Below are 17,814 nucleotides of genomic sequence, written 5' to 3'. Positions count from 1 at the left end.
ATATGGATGTCCCGATCAGATGTTTGCACTACGGCTTCAAATAGCCGTCGCCATATTCCTTTGGCAGACCAGCGATGGAAGCGGTTGTAGACGGTTGTCGAAGGCCCGTAGCAAGCTGGACAATCCTGCCATCGGCACCCCGATCGCAGCACATGGATGATCCCACTGATCACCCGACGGTCGTCGGTGCGGTGAGCGCCGGGTTGGTTCGTCGGAAGCAGAGGGGCAATCAATGCCCACTGCTGATCGCTAAGCCAGAACTCTCCTGCCATGATCAAAAACTCCCATTATCATGGAAGTGAATCACAGGAATTACTTTCAATCAATAGCTTGATTGGGTTTGGACCCTAGTCGCGGAAGGCGAGCAGTCCGTTCGCCTCGACGATTTCCTTGAACTTGCCATCCGGCGCGACCGCCAGCAGTTCGGCGCGCAGCGCCGCTTCGAAATCGGCCGCCTTGTCGCCGAGCGCCTGCGGCGAGGTCGACGACATGGAGAAGATGCGGCCGACGATCTCTTCGATATCCCTTTCATATTCCGAGACGATGCCGATCCGCTCCAGATTGCGGAAAGGCGAGGCGAGCAGCATGGCTTCATGCGGCGCCCATTCCTTGCCTCTGCGCATCTGCCGCTCTCCGCTACGTTCGGGCGAATAGGTTTCCATCAGCGGCTCAAGAATGTCGCGCCAGTTCGGTTCCGCCAGGATGCCTTTATCGTGAAAGAGGACGACGGCGCCGCCGGGCTCGATCAGTTTGTCCAGCGCCTGGAGTGTTGCCGGCCTGTCCATCCAGTGGAAGGAGCGGCCCATGACGCAGAGGTGCAGCTTGCCGATCTCGGCGCCGAGATCATAGGACGAGCCCTGACGAATATTGATGTCGACGCCAGCCGCCTTCGCGCCGGCCTCGACTTCAGCGAGCATTTCCGGCTCCGGGTCCATGGCGGTGACGGCCGCGCCCTGCAGCCGCGCGAAGGCGATGCCGAGCTGGCCGGGGCCGCAACCGAGATCCAGTACATGGCCGCCAGGCTTCAGGCCACTGCGCTCCGCGACGCGGGTAATCAGCCTGTCGGGATAGGGGATGCGATAACGCAGGTAATAGGCCGCGGTCGATTGAAAGCGCCGCGCTTCGAAGGGAACTGTGATCATTGGATATCATCCTCGGGGGAAAGGAACCACCACCTGTTAATCCCCAACTATGACCTGCTCGTGAAGTCACTTTTGCGCGATTTGTGGTGCGCGCGATGGCAAGCCCCATTGGGTTCTGGAGTGTAGGGCTGCCCCTCACCCTAATCCTCTCCCCGCTCGCGGGGAGAGGGAACTGCTCCGTATTTGCGGCTCTGCCATTCGTCTAGAACGGGCTATGGGATGCGGTAACTCCCTCTCCCCGCAAGCGGGGAGAGGGCTGGGGTGAGGGGCCAGGCAGGAAACGTGGCTTCATCAACCGCGCCCAGCCCCCAATCCCCGATCACTTGAACCCGGCAACCCCATGCGGGACATAAGGGCTCTCCAGCGCCTCGATTTCCTCCGTCGTCAGCTTGACCTCCAGCGAGGCCACGGCATCGGCAATGTGGCCGGGCTTGGAGGCGCCGATGATCGGTGCGGTGACGGCGCTCTTCTGCAGGATCCACGCGGTCGCGACCTGTGCGCGCGGGATGCCGCGTGCCTTGGCGACAGTGCCGACGGCCTCGACGATCTTGCGGTCGGCTTCCAGCGCTTGCGTGTAGAGCGTCTTGCCGAATTCGTCGGACTGGGTGCGGGCCGTCGCTTCGTCCCAGTCGCGGGTAAGCCGGCCGCGAGCAAGCGGGCTCCAGGGGATGACGGCGATCTTCTGGTCTTCGCAGAAGGGCAGCATCTCACGCTCCTCCTCGCGGTAGAGCAGGTTCAGATGGTCCTGCATGCTGACGAACTCGGTCCAGCCGTTGAGGCGCGAGGTGTAGATCGCCTTGGCGAACTGCCAGGCATACATGGAGGAGGCGCCGATGTAGCGCGCCTTGCCGGCCTTGACGACATCATGCAGCGCTTCCAGCGTTTCCTCGATCGGCGTCGTATAGTCCCAGCGATGGATCTGGTAGAGGTCGACATAGTCGGTGCCGAGACGGCGCAGGCTGTTGTCGATCTCGTCGAAGATCGCCTTGCGCGACAGGCCGGCGCCGTTCGGGCCAGGGCGCATGCGGTTGAAGACCTTGGTGGCTAGCACAATGTCGTCGCGCTTGGCGAAATCCTTGATGGCGCGACCGACGATCTCCTCCGAAGAGCCGTTGGAATAGGTGTTGGCCGTATCGAGGAAGTTGATGCCGGCTTCGATCGCCTGACGCAGCAGCGGACGGCTGTCATCTTCCTTCAGCGACCAGGCATGCGTGCCCTTGTTGGGATCGCCATAGGTCATGCAACCCAGGCAGATGCGTGAGACTTCAAGACCGGTCCTGCCGAGCTTTACGTATTCCATCGCTATTCTCCGTCCATTCGATTATCCGGCGCAAAGAGGCCCGCCGTCGCAAAGGCGGGATGCGTGCGTCACCAAAAGCAAATCGGCGGGTCAAGCTTGCCGCCGGTCGGTGCGTCAGTTCGTGAAGAGCTTCGAAGTATTCTTCAATAAATAAGGCGATTCGTCCGGCAGAGAAGACGGCAATCTCAAATGTTTCCTTGAACCCTGTGGGCGACAGGTGTTAGCTGCACCGCACAATTTTTGGAATTCTGCATGAAATTGCCCCCGCGTGATACTTATGAAGCCCTCTATCGCGACTTTCGTTGGGAGATTCCGGCGAAATTCAACATGGGACATGCTGTTTGCGACGCCTGGACCGAACAGGAACCGGATCGGGTCTGCCTCCAGCATTTCAATCCGGACGGCAATCACTTTTCCATGACCTACGGTGAGTTGCGGGACCGCTCCGCCTCTTTCGCCAATGCGCTTGTCGCGCTCGGCGTGCAAAAGGGAGATCGAGTGGCGCTGCTGTTGCCGCAGAGCTTTGAGACCGTCGTGGCACATGTGGCAATCTACAAGATGGGCGCGATCGCCCTGCCGCTGGCGCTGCTCTTCGGTGCCGAAGCGCTGGAATACCGGCTGCAGGCGTCGGGAGCGTCGGCCATCGTGACCAACCGGTTCGGTCTCGAGCGGCTGCGCCCGATCAGGGACCGGCTGCCCGAACTGACGCAGGTGATCAGCATCGATGGCGCAGAAGAGGGCGTTGCCGGCTTTGCCGATCTGGTGGCAGCGCATCCGCCGCTGTTCGAGGTAGCCGACACCGGCCCGGACGACCCGGCATTGATGATTTTCACCTCGGGCACGACCGGGCCGCCCAAGGGTGCGCTGCACGGCCATCGCGTTCTGCCGGGCCATATTCCGGGCATGCAGTTTGCCCATGAGGGCTTTCCTCAGGCCGGCGACAGGCTCTGGACGCCGTCGGACTGGGCCTGGGCCGGCGGGCTTCTCAATGCGCTTCTTCCGAGCCTGATGCTCGGTGTTCCCGTCGTTTCCTCACCGGCGCAGAAGTTCGACCCACACATGGCCTTCCGCATCATGGCAGAAATGGAGGTGCGCAACGCCTTCATCCCGCCGACCGCGTTGCGGCTGTTGAAGGCCGTCGACAATCCGCGGGCACAATACGATCTCAAGCTGCGCACCATCGGTTCGGCGGGCGAGGCGCTTGGCCGCGAAACCTTCGAATGGGCGCGATCCGTGCTCGGTGTCAGCGTCAACGAGTTCTTCGGCCAGACAGAATGCAATTTCGTCCTTTCCTCAAGCGAAGCCTTCGGCGTCAGCCGTGGCGGGGCGACGGGTAAGGCAGCACCCGGCCATCGCGTCGCGATCGTCGATGCTGATGGTGTCGAGGTTCCCGTGGGCGAGACGGGGCAGATCGCCATCAAGCGGCCCGATCCGGTGATGTTCCTCGGCTACTGGCAGAACGAGGCCGCGACGGAGGCGAAATTCGCTAGGGATTGGCTGCTGACGGGCGATATCGGCCGGCAGGATGCGGAGGGCTATATTTCCTTCGTTGGCCGCGACGATGACGTCATCACCTCGTCGGGCTATCGCATCGGCCCGAGCGAGATCGAGGATTGCCTTGGCGGCCATCCGGCCGTGCAGCTTGCTGCCGCCGTGGGTAAACCGGATGCCGTCAGAACGGAAATCGTCAAGGCTTACGTCGTCCTCGTGCCCGGTCACGAGCCGAGCGAGGCGCTGGCGGCCGAAATCCGCGATTGGGTGAAGACGCGGCTTTCCATGCACGAATATCCGCGCGAGATCGAATTTGTCGATTCGCTGCCGCTGACGACGTCGGGCAAGGTGATCCGCCGCCTGCTGCGCGAGCGAGCGGCTGCAGAGGTCAGCGCTTCGTAAGCGACAGGATCTTTTCGCGCAGCAGCTTCGCCATGTTACGGGTGCTGCGATACATGTGGAGCTGCGTGGTCACCTGGCGGACGTCGCGGTCGCCGTTCGGCGTCAGGCCGATGATGAGCGTGCCCATATCTTCCCGTTCGTGCCAGAAGCGGCTCATGATCGGATGATCCGGCACCGCGCAGGAATCGGAGCGGACGACGTTGGCGTCGTCGAGATGCCATTCCGTCAGCTCACCCATCAGCAGCTTGCCCGGCGAATAGCGGGCATAGGCTTCGTCATAGGCGGTCTTCCACGTATAGGCCTCGCCACCCATGATGAGCACGATCATCGAGGCGATGGCCTTGCCATTGAGATCGATGGAGTGGATACGTACCGCGTCGATAGCTGCAAGGTTGGAAATCGCCTCGCGGGCAAAGGCGGCATGGTGCCGGTCCGTGACGAGAGCCGAGCGCTTCTTGCCCTTCCAGCCGCTTGCTTCCAGTGCCAGGAATTCTTCCATGCGTGTATGAATATCGCGCGGTTGACGCGCGACGCTGTAGGTGACTTCGCCCTGGCTTTCCAGCAGTCGCCACTGCCGGCGCATTTCCCGCAGGTGCGCGTTGGAAATCGCCCGCTTGAGATAGGAAAGCGCATCGTCATTGCTCTGGAGCATTGGACGCTGGAACGGGTTGGCGACGGCGATCGGCAGGTTCCGACCGATGGCGATGACCTTGGCCATCTGGACGAAACGACCGTTGAGGCGGACATCCGGCAATACGAGTGTGGTCGGCAGATGCAGCTCCGGCCGGGAGAGCGCTTCGAAAAGGTTGTCGAGCGTTTCGCCGGCATCCTCGGCGTCGAGCAGAGGCGTACCGAGCGGGCCGAAGGAGTTCGACCAGACGCGGACGATCGAGGGGCCAATCGCGAAGCCCGGCTTGTCGACCGTGAAGGGCAGCAGCAGGCGGATGCGGCTGCGCGTGCTGCTATTGTCCCGCATCAGCGCCAGCCGCACCTGCCGATCCTCAAGACGCGGCATAGCAGGCGCGAGGAAGCGGCCGGAGAAGAAGACGTTCGGCTCCATGGCGCGGTTGGACAGGAAGTCCAGCTCGTCCTGCAGTTCGTAGCCGAGCTTGCCGGGATAGAGGCAGAATTCGCGGCCGACGCGGCCGATTTCGACGCGGGCTTCGGCTTTCGGCGTTTCGAAGTGCAGCGCTGCGAGCGTATGCGTCAGGGCGTTCACTTGGCTGTCGGTGGTTTCTGTGTAGGGGGGACGTGCCATGATCAAAAGGCCCTCGTTGCCGATGGCGCCGCAGGGCGTCGCATAAGGGCGAATAGAGTAATGCCAAGCGCGTGGCGGACGGCGATGTGCAGGAGCAGCGCTTCGATCGCCATGGCGGTGGCGCCGGCAATTGCCGCTCCTTCGATACCGAGATGCGGGATGAGTGCGACGTTGAGGCCGACATTGGCAACGAGCGCCACAGCATAGAGATAGACGCAGAGCATCTGTTTATCCGCCATTGTCAGCAGTACTTCGGCAGGACCGACCAGCGCTCTTGCGAGGATGCCGGCAAGCAGGATCGCCATGACGATCTGACCCTCGGTGAAGGCAGCCCCGAACAGCGAAAGCAGGAGTTGCCCGGCCGCCAGCACCACGAGGCCGACGGCAAGCGCCGGAAAGAAGGACCAGCGTGTCGCTTCGGTCGCGAAGGCTGCGAGCTTGCTTCGATCGCCTTCGGCCAGGATGGCGGCAAAGCGCGGCCCGATGGCTGCCCTGACGGCGAAGGAGACGAAGAGCACCAGGGCCATCGTCTTGGCGGCGGCGAAGTAGACGGCGACTTCATCCGGATCGAGGAAAATGCCGACGACGATGACATCAGAATTTGTGAGGAGATAGCCGACGCCTTCAACCAGGAAGATCGGCAGGGCGACGGCTGTCCAGGCGCTGAATTCAATGGCTTTTGGGCCGTTTGGATAATGGCGGCGGAGGCGGAACGTCACTGCGAGATATTGCAGCAGGACGCTGGTGAAGGCGCCGGCAAGTGCCGCAGCCATGGCGGTGACGGCATCGCGCGGCGCGCCGGCGAGGATCGCGGCCACCATGAAGAGCAATATCAGCGTCGGGCGGATGAGGAAGGTCGGGCTCAGGGCCATGACCGGCCAGTGCTTGGCGCGAGCTGTGCCGTCCAGAACATCGCCGAGCGCGATCATCGGCACGGCAATCAGGCCGAGAAAGATCGGCATGACGTAATAATGTTCGATCATGCCACGTAAGGCGTAGATCAGCAATGCGCCGATCAGTGCCAGCGTGCCCGAGACGGCGACTACGAACAGGCGTGCCGTGGCGTTGAGGCCGCGAATGGCATCGTGATTGCCGCTGGCGTCATACTTCGGGAGGAAGCGGATGATGGCGGTCGGGAAGCCGAGGCAGGCGAGATTGCCGAACAAGATCATCAACACCCAGACGAAAACGAAGATGCCGTATTCGAACCGACCCATCAGGCGGGCAAGGATGATCTGCGAGAGAAAGGCGAGAGCAGCACCTGCGACGCGGATGACGAAGGCTGTCAGCGCCATGCGCTGCGAGGCAGCTTTCTCGTCCTGACCGGTGAGGAGAGTGCTCATCTTACGCAGATACGGCGATAGGGCGGCCCGCAATGCGGACGGCAACATTCTTTCCGCTGTTTGAAAGACCGCCATGATCGATACGCAATACTTTAAGTATGATCCCAAACTCGCGTTAGTCTTGGCAGAGGAGAGTTAAGAATCGGTTCTTGCGACACGTAAAAGTGGCCTTATCGAAGTGGATGGTTGTTTGTCGATCGAGCCGGAAAGCAACCTTGAGGCGCAATTCGCCCCTGAGCTGCCGCGCCAAACCGCCGGTGCAGGAAACGGGTGGCGGAGGTTCGTCCGGCATGCACAATCCAAGGTCTATCGGAGGAGGATTTGATGCTCACACTTTACGATTATCTGCCGTCGCAGAACGGCTGGAAGGCCAGGGTTCTGTTCGGCTTGCTCGATATTCCCCACCAGACCCGTCTGGTATCCATCTTCGAGGGTGAGGGGCGCACGGACGCTTTTCTCGATCTCAATCCGGCAGGCGGCATCCCCGTTCTCGAACTGGAGGATGGGCGCACCATTGCCGAGTCCAACGCAATTCTAGCTTACGTCGCCGACGGCACGCAGTTTCTTCCGACCGATCGCTATCGACGTGCCAAGGTCATGCAGTGGCTGTTCTTCGAGCAGTATCATGTCGAGCCGGTTATCGGTACGTTGCGCTTCTGGACGCTGACGGGGCGGCTCGAATCCAATGCCGTTATGGCCGCAGCCAAGCGCTCGGCCGGCCTTCGTGCGCTTGCAGCGCTCGAGCGAGGGTTGAAGAATACGCCGTTTCTTGTTGGTGGGACGCTTTCAATCGCTGATATCGCCGTTTACGCCTATGCCCACAGGGCAGCAGATTGCGGCTTCGTTCTCGACGACCACCCGGCACTCACCGCCTGGTTCGATCGGGTGCTTGACGTTATCGGGCCTGGCTATCCGATCCATCACTATAGTGAGGATCCACATACTGCGGTTTGAGCGCGCCTGGAGTTTCCATCGTTGCTCTGCACCGAGCGGCGTTCCAAGGCCTAGCAAACAGAAATGCCGCCCGGAGGCGGCATTTTATTCATTTGGCATCGGGTCGAAGACCTCAGACGACTTCGCTGCTTTCGAAGGCGCCGTGGCAGTGCTTGTACTTCTTGCCGGAGCCGCAGGGGCATGCCTCGTTGCGGCCGATGCGACCCCAGGTGGCCGGGTTGCGCGGGTCGCGATTTTCCGGAGATACGAAGCTTTCGTTTGCAAGCGCGAGCGGAGAGAATTCGTCCTCGCCCGTTGTCGCGTCGATATGACGGGCCTGCATCGGCGGCGTTTCCGGCTCGGCCGGCTGCTGCACGAGTTCGACACGTGAGAGCTGGGCGGTGACGGCCTGGCGCAGGTTGTTCAACAGTGCCTGGAACAGCTCGAAAGCCTCGGCCTTGTATTCCTGTAGCGGGTCGCGCTGCGCGTAACCGCGGAAGCCGATGACCGAGCGCAGGTGGTCGAGGTTGACGATATGCTCGCGCCAGAGATTGTCCAGGGTCTGCAGCACGATGGAGCGCTCGACATAGGTCATGATCTCGGGGCCGAAACGCTCGGCCTTTTCGGCCGCTGCCTTTTCGGCGGCTTCCGTCAGGCGGGCGCGGATGTCGTCTTCTGCAATGCCTTCTTCCTTGACCCAGTCATGAACGGGCATGTCGAGATCGAAGAAGTTGGCGACGCCGGCCTTCAGGCCATCGGCATCCCATTGTTCGGCATAGGCGCGCTCGGGGATGTGCCGTGAAACCAGATCCTCGATGACGTCGTGGCGCATGTCGCCGACGAATTCGGAGAGGTCCTTCGATTCCATCAGCTCGACGCGCTGGTCGAAGATGACCTTGCGCTGATCGTTCAGCACGTCGTCGTACTTCAGAACGTTCTTGCGGATGTCGAAGTTGCGAGCCTCGACCTTCTTCTGGGCGCGTTCCACTGCCTTGTTGATCCAGGGATGGACGATCGCTTCGCCTTCCTTGAGGCCGAGCTTCTGCAGCATGCCGTCCATGCGGTCGGAGCCGAAGATGCGCATCAGGTCGTCCTGGAGCGACAGGTAGAATTTCGAGCGGCCCGGGTCGCCCTGGCGACCGGAGCGACCACGCAGCTGGTTGTCGATACGGCGGCTTTCATGGCGCTCGGATGCGATGACGTAGAGACCGCCGGCAGCGATCGATTGCTGCTTGAGTTCCTTGATCTCCTCGGCGATGCGGGTAATGGCCGCGTCGCGTTCCGGACCCTGTTCCATTTCGTGCAGGTCGCGCTCGACCCGCATTTCCAGATTGCCGCCGAGCTGGATGTCGGTGCCGCGGCCGGCCATGTTTGTGGCGATCGTTACCGCGCCGGGAACGCCGGCCTGGGCAACGATATAAGCTTCCTGTTCATGGTAGCGCGCGTTCAGAACCTGGAAGTTGCTGAAGCCCCGCTTGCGCATGAGATCGGCGAGAAGTTCCGACTTCTCGATCGACGTCGTGCCGACCAGCACGGGCTGGCCGCGCTTGTGCGCGTCGAGGATCTCGTTGATGATGGCGTTATACTTCTCGGCATGCGTACGATAGACCTCGTCGTCCTCGTCGACACGCTGGATCGGCAGGTTGGTCGGCACCTCGATCACGTCGAGGCCGTAGATGTTGCCGAATTCTTCCGCTTCCGTCGAAGCCGTGCCGGTCATGCCCGCGAGCTTTTCGTACATGCGGAAGTAGTTCTGGAAGGTGATCTGCGCCAGCGTCTGGTTTTCCGGCTGGATCTGTACCCGTTCCTTGGCCTCGAGCGCCTGATGCTGGCCGTCCGAATAGCGGCGACCGGGCATCATGCGGCCGGTGAATTCGTCGATGATGACGACTTCGCCGTTGCGGACGATGTAGTCCTTGTCGCGCTGGAAGAGTTTGTGAGCCTTCAGCGCATTGTTGATGTGGTGGACGATCGCGACGTTCTCGACGTCGTAAAGCGATTCACCCTTCAACAGGCCGGCTTCGTTCAGCATGTTTTCCAGCTTCTCGGTGCCTTCTTCGGAGAAGTTGGCCGAGCGCTGCTTTTCATCGATTTCGTAGTCTTCCTTCGCCAGGCGGGGAATGAAGGCGTCGATGGTGATGTAGAGATCGGAACGGTCGTCGAGCGGACCGGAGATGATGAGCGGCGTGCGCGCTTCATCGACGAGGATCGAGTCCACTTCGTCGACGATCGCGAAACTATGGCCACGCTGAACCATCTGGGCGCGCTCATACTTCATATTGTCGCGCAGATAGTCGAAGCCGAGTTCGTTGTTGGTGGCGTAGGTGATGTCGCAGGCATAGGCGTCATGCCGCTGTTCATCCGACAGGCCGTGGACGATGACGCCCGTCGTCAGGCCGAGGAAGCTGTAGAGGCGGCCCATGGTGCCGCTGTCGCGTTGCGCCAGATAATCGTTGACCGTGACGACATGCACGCCCTTGCCGGCGAGCGCGTTGAGGTAGACCGGCAACGTCGCGACGAGGGTCTTACCTTCACCGGTCTTCATTTCGGCGATGGCATTGGAATGAAGGATCATGCCGCCGATCAGCTGCACGTCAAAAGGTCGCATGCCGAGAACGCGGCGCGAGGCTTCGCGGGCAACGGCGAAGGCGGGTACGAGAAGATCGTCGAGCGTCTTGCCTTCCGCAAGCTGCTGGCGGAACTCAACCGTCTTGGCGGCGAGAGCTTCATCGGACAGCGCGCGCATCTGCTGCTCGAGCGCATTGATTGCGGCTACTTGCGGCTGGAACGATTTGACCCTGCGGTCGTTGGACGAGCCGAACAACTTGCGGGCAATTCCACCTAGGCTGACCATGTGACTGGTCCTTTCTGAGATTTCATCCGGCCGTTTCCTGCTTTATCCCTTCCCGAAAAAAACGGGAGTATAGCACAAAACGGCCGGAAACTGTTCTGGACGCGAGGTTGCGTGACAGATAAGAGGGGGGTCGATTGATGTCAACGGGATTTGGCCGATACAGAAAGGCCACATTCTCCTGCTGAAGGCTTTTTCACGCCGGAATCACGTCTGTCGAGCCGGTCGAGACCACCGAAGGGTTATTTTATGTTGAAGTACAACAAACTTGCTGCTGCGGTTGCTTTCGCAACAATCGTTACCTTCCAGGCTCCGGTCTTCGCGGCCGACGCCAAGGACCCCGTTGTCGCCAAGGTCGGCGATGTCGAAATCCATCAGTCTGAACTCGATCTGGCAATCGCCAATCTCGATCCGCAGCTCGGCCAGCTTCCGGACGACCAGAAGAAGGTCGCAGCACTTTCGGCCTCGGTCGATGTGAAACTGCTGTCGCAGAAGGCTGCCGCAGAGAAGCTCGACCAGACGCCGGATTTCCAGGCCCATATGGCCTATCTGCGTGACCGTGAGCTGCACAATGCCTATTTCAAGGCCCATGTTGCCGACGCCATCAAGGATGATGAAGTCAAGGCTCGCTACGACAAGGAAGTCGCAGCCCTGCCGAAGCAGGAAGAAGTTCATGCCCGCCACATCCTCGTAAAGACCGAGGACGAAGCCAAGGCGATCATCAAGGAACTCGACGCCGGCAAGGATTTTGCCACGCTCGCCAAGGAAAAGTCGACCGACCCGAACAAGGCTGACGGTGGCGATCTTGGTTATTTCGGCCATGGCCGCATGGTCAAGGAATTCGAAGACGCGGCTTTCGCTCTTCCGGTCGGCACCTACACGAAGACCCCGGTCAAGACCGATTTCGGCTGGCACGTCATCAAGGTCGAGGACAAGCGCAATGCTCCTCCTCCGCCGTTCGACCAGGTCAAGGACCAGGTTCGTCAGCTCGTCATGCGCGACAAGTATCTTGAACTCCTGAACAAGGCCAAGGCGGACACCAAGGTCGTCATCAACGACCCGGCGCTGAGCAAGGCCTATGACGATGCGCAGAAGCAGCAGGATGCGGCACCGGCCGACGACGCCGTTGCTCCTGCCGATGGTGCGGCAGCGCCCGACGCGCAGCCGCAGCAGTAAGTAGTCGCGAATAGAATCATCAGGGCCCGGTTTTTCCGGGCCCTTCACTATCAGGGTGGCTCTCATGTCCGGTTCCGTCTCTCCGCTCGCTCCCAAATCCTTCATTTCCATGCCGGCTTTGCGCGGCGTGCGCATGACTACGGCGTCCGCCGGCATCAAGTACAAGAACCGGACCGACGTCCTGTTGATGGTCTTCGACAAGCCGGCTGCCGTTGCCGGCGTGTTCACCCGTTCGAAGTGTCCTTCGGCGCCTGTCGATTTCTGCCGTCAGAATCTCGCGCATGGCAGCGCCCGCGCCGTCGTCGTCAATTCCGGCAATGCCAATGCCTTCACCGGTCTGAAGGGCCGCCAGGCGACGGAACTGACCGCCAAGTCCGCGGCTTCGGCCGTCGGCTGCGGTGAAAACGAAGTCTATCTCGCCTCGACAGGCGTTATCGGCGAACCGCTTGACGCCACCAAGTTTGCCGGCGTGCTCGACACGATGGCCAAGGATGCCGTCAACGATTTCTGGTTCGAGGCCGCCAAGGCGATCATGACCACGGATACCTATCCGAAGGTCGCGACCCGCACCGCCGAGATCGGCGGCGTCAAGGTGACCATCAACGGCATTGCCAAGGGCGCCGGCATGATCGCGCCTGACATGGCGACGATGCTCTCCTTCGTGGTCACCGATGCCGATATTTCCTCCGCCGCGCTGCAGATGCTGCTGTCCGAAGGTGTCGGCCCGAGCTTCAACTCCATGACCGTCGATAGCGATACCTCGACCTCGGACACGCTGATGCTGTTTGCCACGGGTGCCGCCGCGGCTGACGGGCAGGCTCATATCGACCGTGCCGACGATCCGAAGCTTGCCGCCTTCCGCGCCGCTCTCAACGAGCTCCTTAAGGATCTCGCCATTCAGGTCGTGCGCGACGGCGAAGGTGCCACCAAGATGCTCGAAATCACCGTAACGGGCGCCGAGAACGATGCCGCTGCCAAGCGCATCGCCCTTTCGATTGCCAATTCCCCGCTGGTCAAGACCGCGGCTGCCGGTGAGGATGCCAACTGGGGCCGTGTCGTGATGGCCGTCGGCAAGGCCGGCGAGATGGCGGATCGCGACAAGCTCGCCATCTGGTTCGGTGACGTCCGCGTTGCCGTCAACGGCGAGCGCGACGCTTCCTATTCGGAAGAAGCCGCCTCGAATGTCATGAAGCAGCAGGATATTCCCGTGAAGGTCGATCTCGGCCTCGGCAATGGTCGCGCAACGGTCTGGACCTGCGACCTCACCAAGGAATATGTTGCCATCAATGGCGACTACCGGAGCTGATATTCTGCCGATGCATGCGCAGTCCACGATAAACAAGCTGCCCTTGGTGCGCAGGCTGGAAGCTGTAGGCTTCCGGGCCTGGCCCGCCTCGTCGGTGCAGTATGATGGCAGTTGGCAGATCCGGCTAACGGCGGGTCATCCGTCGAAGCGGCTGAATTCTGTCGTGCCGCTCGATCCCTCCGATCATCGCGATCTCGAAATCCGACTGGCAAAAGCGCAGCGCAAGTTCGAGGCCTATGGCAGGCCGATGGTCGTGCGTGAGACGCCGCTCGCCTCGCCGAAGCTCATCGATCTCCTGCGGGAGCACGGCTGGACTTGCTTTGACGAGACGATCGTCATGACCGCCAATCTCGTCGACCTCGAGTTGCCTGACATGCTGGATCATCTGCCGAGCCACGATGTCGGCCGCTTTGTGGATGCAAGCCTCGTCGTCGATCAAGCGGACCCCGCCTTGAAGCCGGCACTGGCCGAGGTGGTGAGCGGCATCAAGCCGCCATCGGGCCTCTTCGTCATCGAGGATGCCGAAGCCGGTCCTTTGGCAACGACGCTTTGCGTGCAGGACAATGATCTTGCCGGCGTCATGTCGGTTGCCGTCTCGCCGCAGCATCGGCGCAAGGGGCTGGGCGTCGAGATCCTGACCTCTGCCTTGCGCTGGGCTCGTATGCGCAGCGCCAAGACCGCCTGGCTTCAGGTTAGCGCCGACAATGCTCCGGCTTTGGCGCTCTATGTCCGCTTCGGTTTCCGCGAAGCCTATCGCTATTGCTATTGGCAACCGCCGAGGGCTGCATGAGCGAGGCTGGCCGCAAGATCGTTCTCGTTGCTGCTTGTGCGCTTATCGACACGGATGGCCGCATCCTGCTGGCGCAGCGTCCTGAGGGTAAATCGCTCGCTGGACTTTGGGAATTTCCCGGTGGCAAAGTCGAAGCTGGAGAAACGCCCGAGGAGACCCTGGTGCGCGAGCTGCAAGAAGAGCTTGGCATCCAGACGAAGATCGCCTGTCTCGCGCCGCTGACCTTTGCCAGCCATACTTATGAAACCTTCCATCTGCTGATGCCGCTTTATATCTGCCGGCGCTATGAAGGAATCCCGCATGGTCGGGAAGGGCAGGCGATCAAATGGGTGCGGCCGCAAGCCTTGCGGGATTATCCAATGCCGCCAGCCGACGAGCCGCTGATCCCGTTCCTGCAGGATTTGCTTTAGCGTCAGCAGTCGTTCCAGCTGCTGACGACTACGCTCCTTGCCGGGGCGCGTCTCGTCTCAGATATCTTTAAATCGGAAGTTCGACTTGGTGAGCTGATCGAGGCTGTTCGCCTCCGAGGCTCTAGGCGTGTGATCCGACTTCGCGATTTTTCGGACCAGCTCGGTCAGCAACTCGGTCTGTCTGGCCGAGTTTCTGGTCATTGTTTCCAGATGTTGAAGCATCAAGCCGAAGGCACTGATCAAGGCTCCAGCCAAGATAATACCGAATACAGGCGGAAAGTCGGGGGTCAACGGGTTGTTGCGGCCGACCACGATAACAACGACGAGAATGAGCAAACCTACAGCGATGATAAAGCCGCCGGCTATCTTCAGAAGTGTTGCCATGTCGTCTCGCGAAATTGGAGTTCATTAGGTCCGCTGATCTATGGATATAGTATATGCAATTTTAAATTGCAAATCCGTCAGGACTCTTTCTTATGGCTGCACTTTGGAGGCGAGTTTTGATGTGCGGCGACGAAAACGGATTTTTGTAAATCTTGCCGTATCCGATCGGTGCGTCCAACGACGACACATGGCAAGTATGGTTAACGAGAATTAGCCATTTGAAATCAGGCCGATAGTCCGAATCACGCACTGTCCCGGAATTTTACGTCTCATTAATTTGCATGTGGATATTAAGGGATCGTTTATGACCTTCTGGCATTGAATTCTCTCAATCAAGCGGTTGTTGGGTGCGTTAAAGAAGGCTTGACATAATGGACGACGATTTCTGGAAAGCTGTTCAGGAAAAAGAGCAGTCATATTCCACGTCGCGCAGGACGGGCGCGTTAAATATCGCTTTGCTGTTCGGTACGGCAGCGGTCGCGCTTTCGCTTATTCTCACGCCAATGCTCTCCGACAAGTCGAAGTCGCGCGTGCTTGCAAGCGCGCCGGACATCGACAATATTACTACCGGTTCGATCCCGCAAACCGAGAACGGCAAGCGTTATACGATCCGCCGCAGCGTGTTGCAGCAAGAGCCGGGTTCGGTCTGCATCGTTCAGGGATATGGTACCGACAGCGGCTGCCAATAGTGCATGAGCATAGCCTGCCGGATGCCATGACGAGCATCGGATTCATCAGTTGTCCAATGCTGGGAGCTTCGAGCTTATGCGTTCCGTTCGGCGTATTTTCACTGACAAGACCGGTGCCACGGTTATCGAATACGGCCTGATCGCCGCCTTGATGTCGGCTGCGATCATTAGCGGCATCGGCGCCTTCGGTGGCAGCCTCTCAAGCACATTCAATATTCTGTCCAATACGGTACAGAATTCGGCAGCGTCCCAGAACTGACGCGGCTGGCAAAAAGCTGGCTATTGCTTGAGCTTATGCTCTTCGACCTTGAGCGCATCGGCCAAACGCGCCTTGGCCGAACCCGGTTGCAGCGGCTTCTGCTGGCTTTCGTGCGGCGTCCAGCCTGAAACATAGATGATCGAGAATGTCGCCCTGATCCGACCGTCCGGATCGGAGTAGCGCTCGGCATAGAGTTCGGCGGCGCGCAGGAAAAAGGCGCGCGTCAGCGGCTTGCGGCTGCGATCGGCCAGCGGATTGGTCATGCCCATGGCGCGCAGGTCGCGCATCAGGGCAAACAGATTGTCGTAGCGCACCGTGTAGGTCTCGGCGTCGATGACGGGCAGGGTAAAGCCGGCGCGCTGCAGGAGACCGCCGACATCGCGGACATCGGCAAAGGGGATGACACGCGGGCTTGCGCCGCCCGTCAGCTCGATCTCGGTTGCGAGCAGCACGTCGCGCAATTCCTGAAGGGTTCCTGAGCCGGGGATTGCCGCGAGAAAAAGCCCGTCGGCCTTCAAGGCCCGGCGGACCTGGATGAAGACGCCGGGCGTGTCGTTGGTGACATGCAGGCTGAGTGGCGAAAGCACGAGATTGACCGATTCCGCCTCCAGCGGCAGTTCCTCCGGCGGCGCCTCGATAAGGGCCTCGCCGGGGGCGGCAAAACCCATTTCGCTTTCGATCCTTTTCAAATGACCGATCTTGCCGGTTGCCAGAGCCAGGCGTGCGGCAATGCCGGTCGCGCCATGCAGCTCGACGGCCTCGTCGAAATGGCGTTCGGTGACACCAAGCCGCTCCGCCAGTTCGCCGGCGGCAATATCGAGCAGGAAGGCTGCCTTCGGATCGCCTTGTCTGAAGGCTCGGCGCTTGCGGGCTGCAAGCAGCGATTGGTCGAACACGATTTCCATGGCGATTTCCTGCAATATCATCAATTCGGCGAGGCCGCAGCGGCCACGCGCGTTTTCCCTTCGCAAAGCCTGCGGGAAAAAGCTAGTCTCAATCATATGGGGATGATGGGACGCGAAATCACCTTTTCGATGCTGGGGGCAGGACTGAAAAGGCCCTTCGTGGCGCTCGCCGATCTTGTCTATCCGCCGGCCTGCCCAGGCTGCGGGGTTTCCATCGGCGCGCATCGGGGTCTTTGTCCGGCGTGCTGGTCCGGTATTCGCTTCATTGAGCGGCCCTATTGCGAGATCCTTGGCAGCCCGTTTTCCCATGATCTCGGTGCCGGCATTTTGAGTGCCGAAGCGATCGCCGATCCGCCCGTCTTCGACCGTCTGCGATCCGCCGCCGTTCATGACGGCATTGTGCGCGACCTCGTTCTCAGCCTGAAATATCGCGATCGCACCGATCTCGCGCCGATGATGGCCGGCTGGATGCTGCGTGCCAGTGATGGCACGATTGCGAGTTGCGATGCGATCATTCCGGTGCCGCTGCATCGTGCGCGGCTGTTTTCGCGCAAGTACAATCAGGCTGCCGAGCTTGCTCGGCATATCGCCCGCCTTTCGGGGAAGCCGCTGCTGGCCGCAACACTCCTGCGCATCAAGCGGACGAGCCAGCAGGTTGGTTTGGGGGCCAAGGCGCGGCAAGACAATGTGCGCGGCGCCTTCGCCGTCTCCGAGTACCGGGCCGCCGATGTATTCGGGCGGCGCATCGTTCTTGTCGACGACGTTTATACGACTGGCGCTACGGTTGCGGCAGCGACACGCGCCCTGAAGAAAGCAGGGGCGGCCGATGTCACGGTTTTGACCTTTGCAAGGGTCGTCGGCCATCTTATATGACAATCGGTATAGGCTTTTCCGGAGTGGATCATGGCATCCGTCGTTATTTATACGCGTGAATTCTGCGGCTATTGCGCCCGCGCGAAGTCGCTGCTCGAATCCAAGGGCGTCGACTATGTCGAACACAATGCGACCTATTCGCCTGACATGCGGCAGGAAATGATCGCCAAGGCGAATGGCGCCTCGACCTTCCCGCAGATCTTCATCAATGGCGAGCACGTCGGCGGCTGCGATGATATCCATGCGCTCGATCGGGCCGGCAAGCTCGACCCGATGCTGGCTGCCTGACCTGTTCTTGACAA

The 17,814-nt window shown here is 60.6% G+C and carries 18 protein-coding genes; 10 read left to right on the top strand and 8 right to left on the bottom strand.

The features are described 5' to 3' along the window. The 3 genes from GA0061100_RS33100 to GA0061100_RS33090 form a co-directional block, all read right to left on the bottom strand. Positions 1-272 (bottom strand): transposase (locus GA0061100_RS33100; RefSeq protein WP_143525610.1); only part of this gene is annotated, 272 nt, incomplete at its 3' end. Between the two features lie 75 nt (positions 273-347). Then, complete coding sequence (locus tag GA0061100_RS33095) at positions 348-1,142, bottom strand: class I SAM-dependent methyltransferase (RefSeq protein WP_075857097.1); 795 nt, start codon at positions 1,140-1,142, stop codon at positions 348-350. A 319-nt stretch (positions 1,143-1,461) separates the two neighbouring features. Then, positions 1,462-2,442 (bottom strand): aldo/keto reductase, encoded by a 981-nt coding sequence (locus GA0061100_RS33090; RefSeq protein WP_075857096.1) that lies wholly within the window; start codon positions 2,440-2,442, stop codon positions 1,462-1,464. Between the two features lie 252 nt (positions 2,443-2,694). Between GA0061100_RS33090 and GA0061100_RS33085 the strand changes: the two genes are divergently transcribed. Beyond that, positions 2,695-4,335, top strand: a complete 1,641-nt coding sequence (locus GA0061100_RS33085) for an AMP-binding protein (RefSeq protein WP_075857095.1) — start codon at positions 2,695-2,697, stop codon at positions 4,333-4,335. Here GA0061100_RS33085 and GA0061100_RS33080 read toward each other — a convergent pair. Beyond that, entirely contained in the window at positions 4,322-5,593 is a 1,272-nt protein-coding gene (locus GA0061100_RS33080) for a GNAT family N-acetyltransferase (RefSeq protein WP_075857094.1), read from the bottom strand. The genes GA0061100_RS33085 and GA0061100_RS33080 overlap by 14 nt on opposite strands. Before the next feature lie 2 nt (positions 5,594-5,595). Continuing rightward, positions 5,596-7,011, bottom strand: a complete 1,416-nt coding sequence (locus GA0061100_RS33075; protein WP_075857093.1) for an oligosaccharide flippase family protein — start codon at positions 7,009-7,011, stop codon at positions 5,596-5,598. A 249-nt stretch (positions 7,012-7,260) separates the two neighbouring features. Here GA0061100_RS33075 and GA0061100_RS33070 point away from each other — a divergent pair, with 249 nt between their 5' ends. Continuing rightward, a complete protein-coding gene (locus GA0061100_RS33070; RefSeq protein ID WP_075857092.1) occupies positions 7,261-7,890 on the top strand; it encodes a glutathione S-transferase family protein in 630 nt (209 codons plus the stop codon). 112 nt (positions 7,891-8,002) lie between these two features. Here the strand turns inward: GA0061100_RS33070 and secA are convergent, their stop codons facing one another. Beyond that, positions 8,003-10,723, bottom strand: coding sequence for a preprotein translocase subunit SecA (secA, locus tag GA0061100_RS33065; protein ID WP_075857091.1), 2,721 nt, complete (start codon positions 10,721-10,723; stop codon positions 8,003-8,005). A 246-nt stretch (positions 10,724-10,969) separates the two neighbouring features. On the opposite strand from secA, the gene GA0061100_RS33060 reads away from it, so the two are divergent. The 4 genes from GA0061100_RS33060 to mutT all read left to right on the top strand — a co-directional run bounded on the left by GA0061100_RS33060 (position 10,970) and on the right by mutT (position 14,402). Further along, positions 10,970-11,896 carry a peptidylprolyl isomerase gene (locus tag GA0061100_RS33060; RefSeq protein ID WP_075857090.1) on the top strand — a complete coding sequence of 309 codons (927 nt, stop codon included), beginning with the start codon at positions 10,970-10,972 and terminating at the stop codon, positions 11,894-11,896. 64 nt (positions 11,897-11,960) lie between these two features. After that, positions 11,961-13,202 carry a bifunctional glutamate N-acetyltransferase/amino-acid acetyltransferase ArgJ gene (gene argJ / locus GA0061100_RS33055; protein ID WP_075857089.1) on the top strand — a complete coding sequence of 414 codons (1,242 nt, stop codon included), beginning with the start codon at positions 11,961-11,963 and terminating at the stop codon, positions 13,200-13,202. Beyond that, positions 13,183-13,992: a GNAT family N-acetyltransferase gene (locus GA0061100_RS33050; RefSeq protein WP_075857088.1), complete on the top strand. Its 810-nt coding sequence runs from the start codon at positions 13,183-13,185 to the stop codon at positions 13,990-13,992. Before argJ ends, GA0061100_RS33050 begins: the two co-directional genes overlap by 20 nt. After that, entirely contained in the window at positions 13,989-14,402 is a 414-nt protein-coding gene (gene mutT, locus GA0061100_RS33045; RefSeq protein WP_075857087.1) for an 8-oxo-dGTP diphosphatase MutT, read from the top strand. The genes GA0061100_RS33050 and mutT overlap by 4 nt, the downstream gene beginning before the upstream one ends. A gap of 57 nt (positions 14,403-14,459) precedes the next feature. On the opposite strand, the gene GA0061100_RS33040 is transcribed toward mutT, so the two are convergent. Next, entirely contained in the window at positions 14,460-14,786 is a 327-nt protein-coding gene (locus GA0061100_RS33040) for a hypothetical protein (protein WP_075857086.1), read from the bottom strand. A gap of 371 nt (positions 14,787-15,157) precedes the next feature. On the opposite strand from GA0061100_RS33040, the gene GA0061100_RS33035 reads away from it, so the two are divergent. After that, positions 15,158-15,475, top strand: a complete 318-nt coding sequence (locus GA0061100_RS33035; protein ID WP_047630948.1) for a hypothetical protein — start codon at positions 15,158-15,160, stop codon at positions 15,473-15,475. 76 nt (positions 15,476-15,551) lie between these two features. After that, a complete protein-coding gene (locus GA0061100_RS33030; protein WP_047630950.1) occupies positions 15,552-15,734 on the top strand; it encodes a Flp family type IVb pilin in 183 nt (60 codons plus the stop codon). A gap of 20 nt (positions 15,735-15,754) precedes the next feature. Here the strand turns inward: GA0061100_RS33030 and GA0061100_RS33025 are convergent, their stop codons facing one another. Then, positions 15,755-16,639, bottom strand: coding sequence for a methyltransferase domain-containing protein (locus GA0061100_RS33025; RefSeq protein ID WP_075857085.1), 885 nt, complete (start codon positions 16,637-16,639; stop codon positions 15,755-15,757). Between the two features lie 96 nt (positions 16,640-16,735). Here GA0061100_RS33025 and GA0061100_RS33020 point away from each other — a divergent pair, with 96 nt between their 5' ends. Together GA0061100_RS33020 and grxC are read left to right on the top strand one after the other, a co-directional pair. After that, positions 16,736-17,512 carry a ComF family protein gene (locus GA0061100_RS33020; protein ID WP_075857098.1) on the top strand — a complete coding sequence of 259 codons (777 nt, stop codon included), beginning with the start codon at positions 16,736-16,738 and terminating at the stop codon, positions 17,510-17,512. Between the two features lie 30 nt (positions 17,513-17,542). Beyond that, on the top strand, positions 17,543-17,800 hold the full coding sequence (gene grxC, locus GA0061100_RS33015; protein ID WP_075857084.1) for a glutaredoxin 3: 258 nt from the start codon (positions 17,543-17,545) through the stop codon (positions 17,798-17,800). Positions 17,801-17,814: the final 14 nt, after the last annotated feature.

The sequence above is a fragment of the Martinezella hainanensis genome, from assembly GCF_900094555.1.
Classification (GTDB): Bacteria; Pseudomonadota; Alphaproteobacteria; order Rhizobiales; family Rhizobiaceae; genus Rhizobium; species Rhizobium hainanense.
The sequence above is the reverse complement of the archived record's forward strand: the minus strand, read 5'-3'. Positions and strand labels throughout refer to the sequence as shown.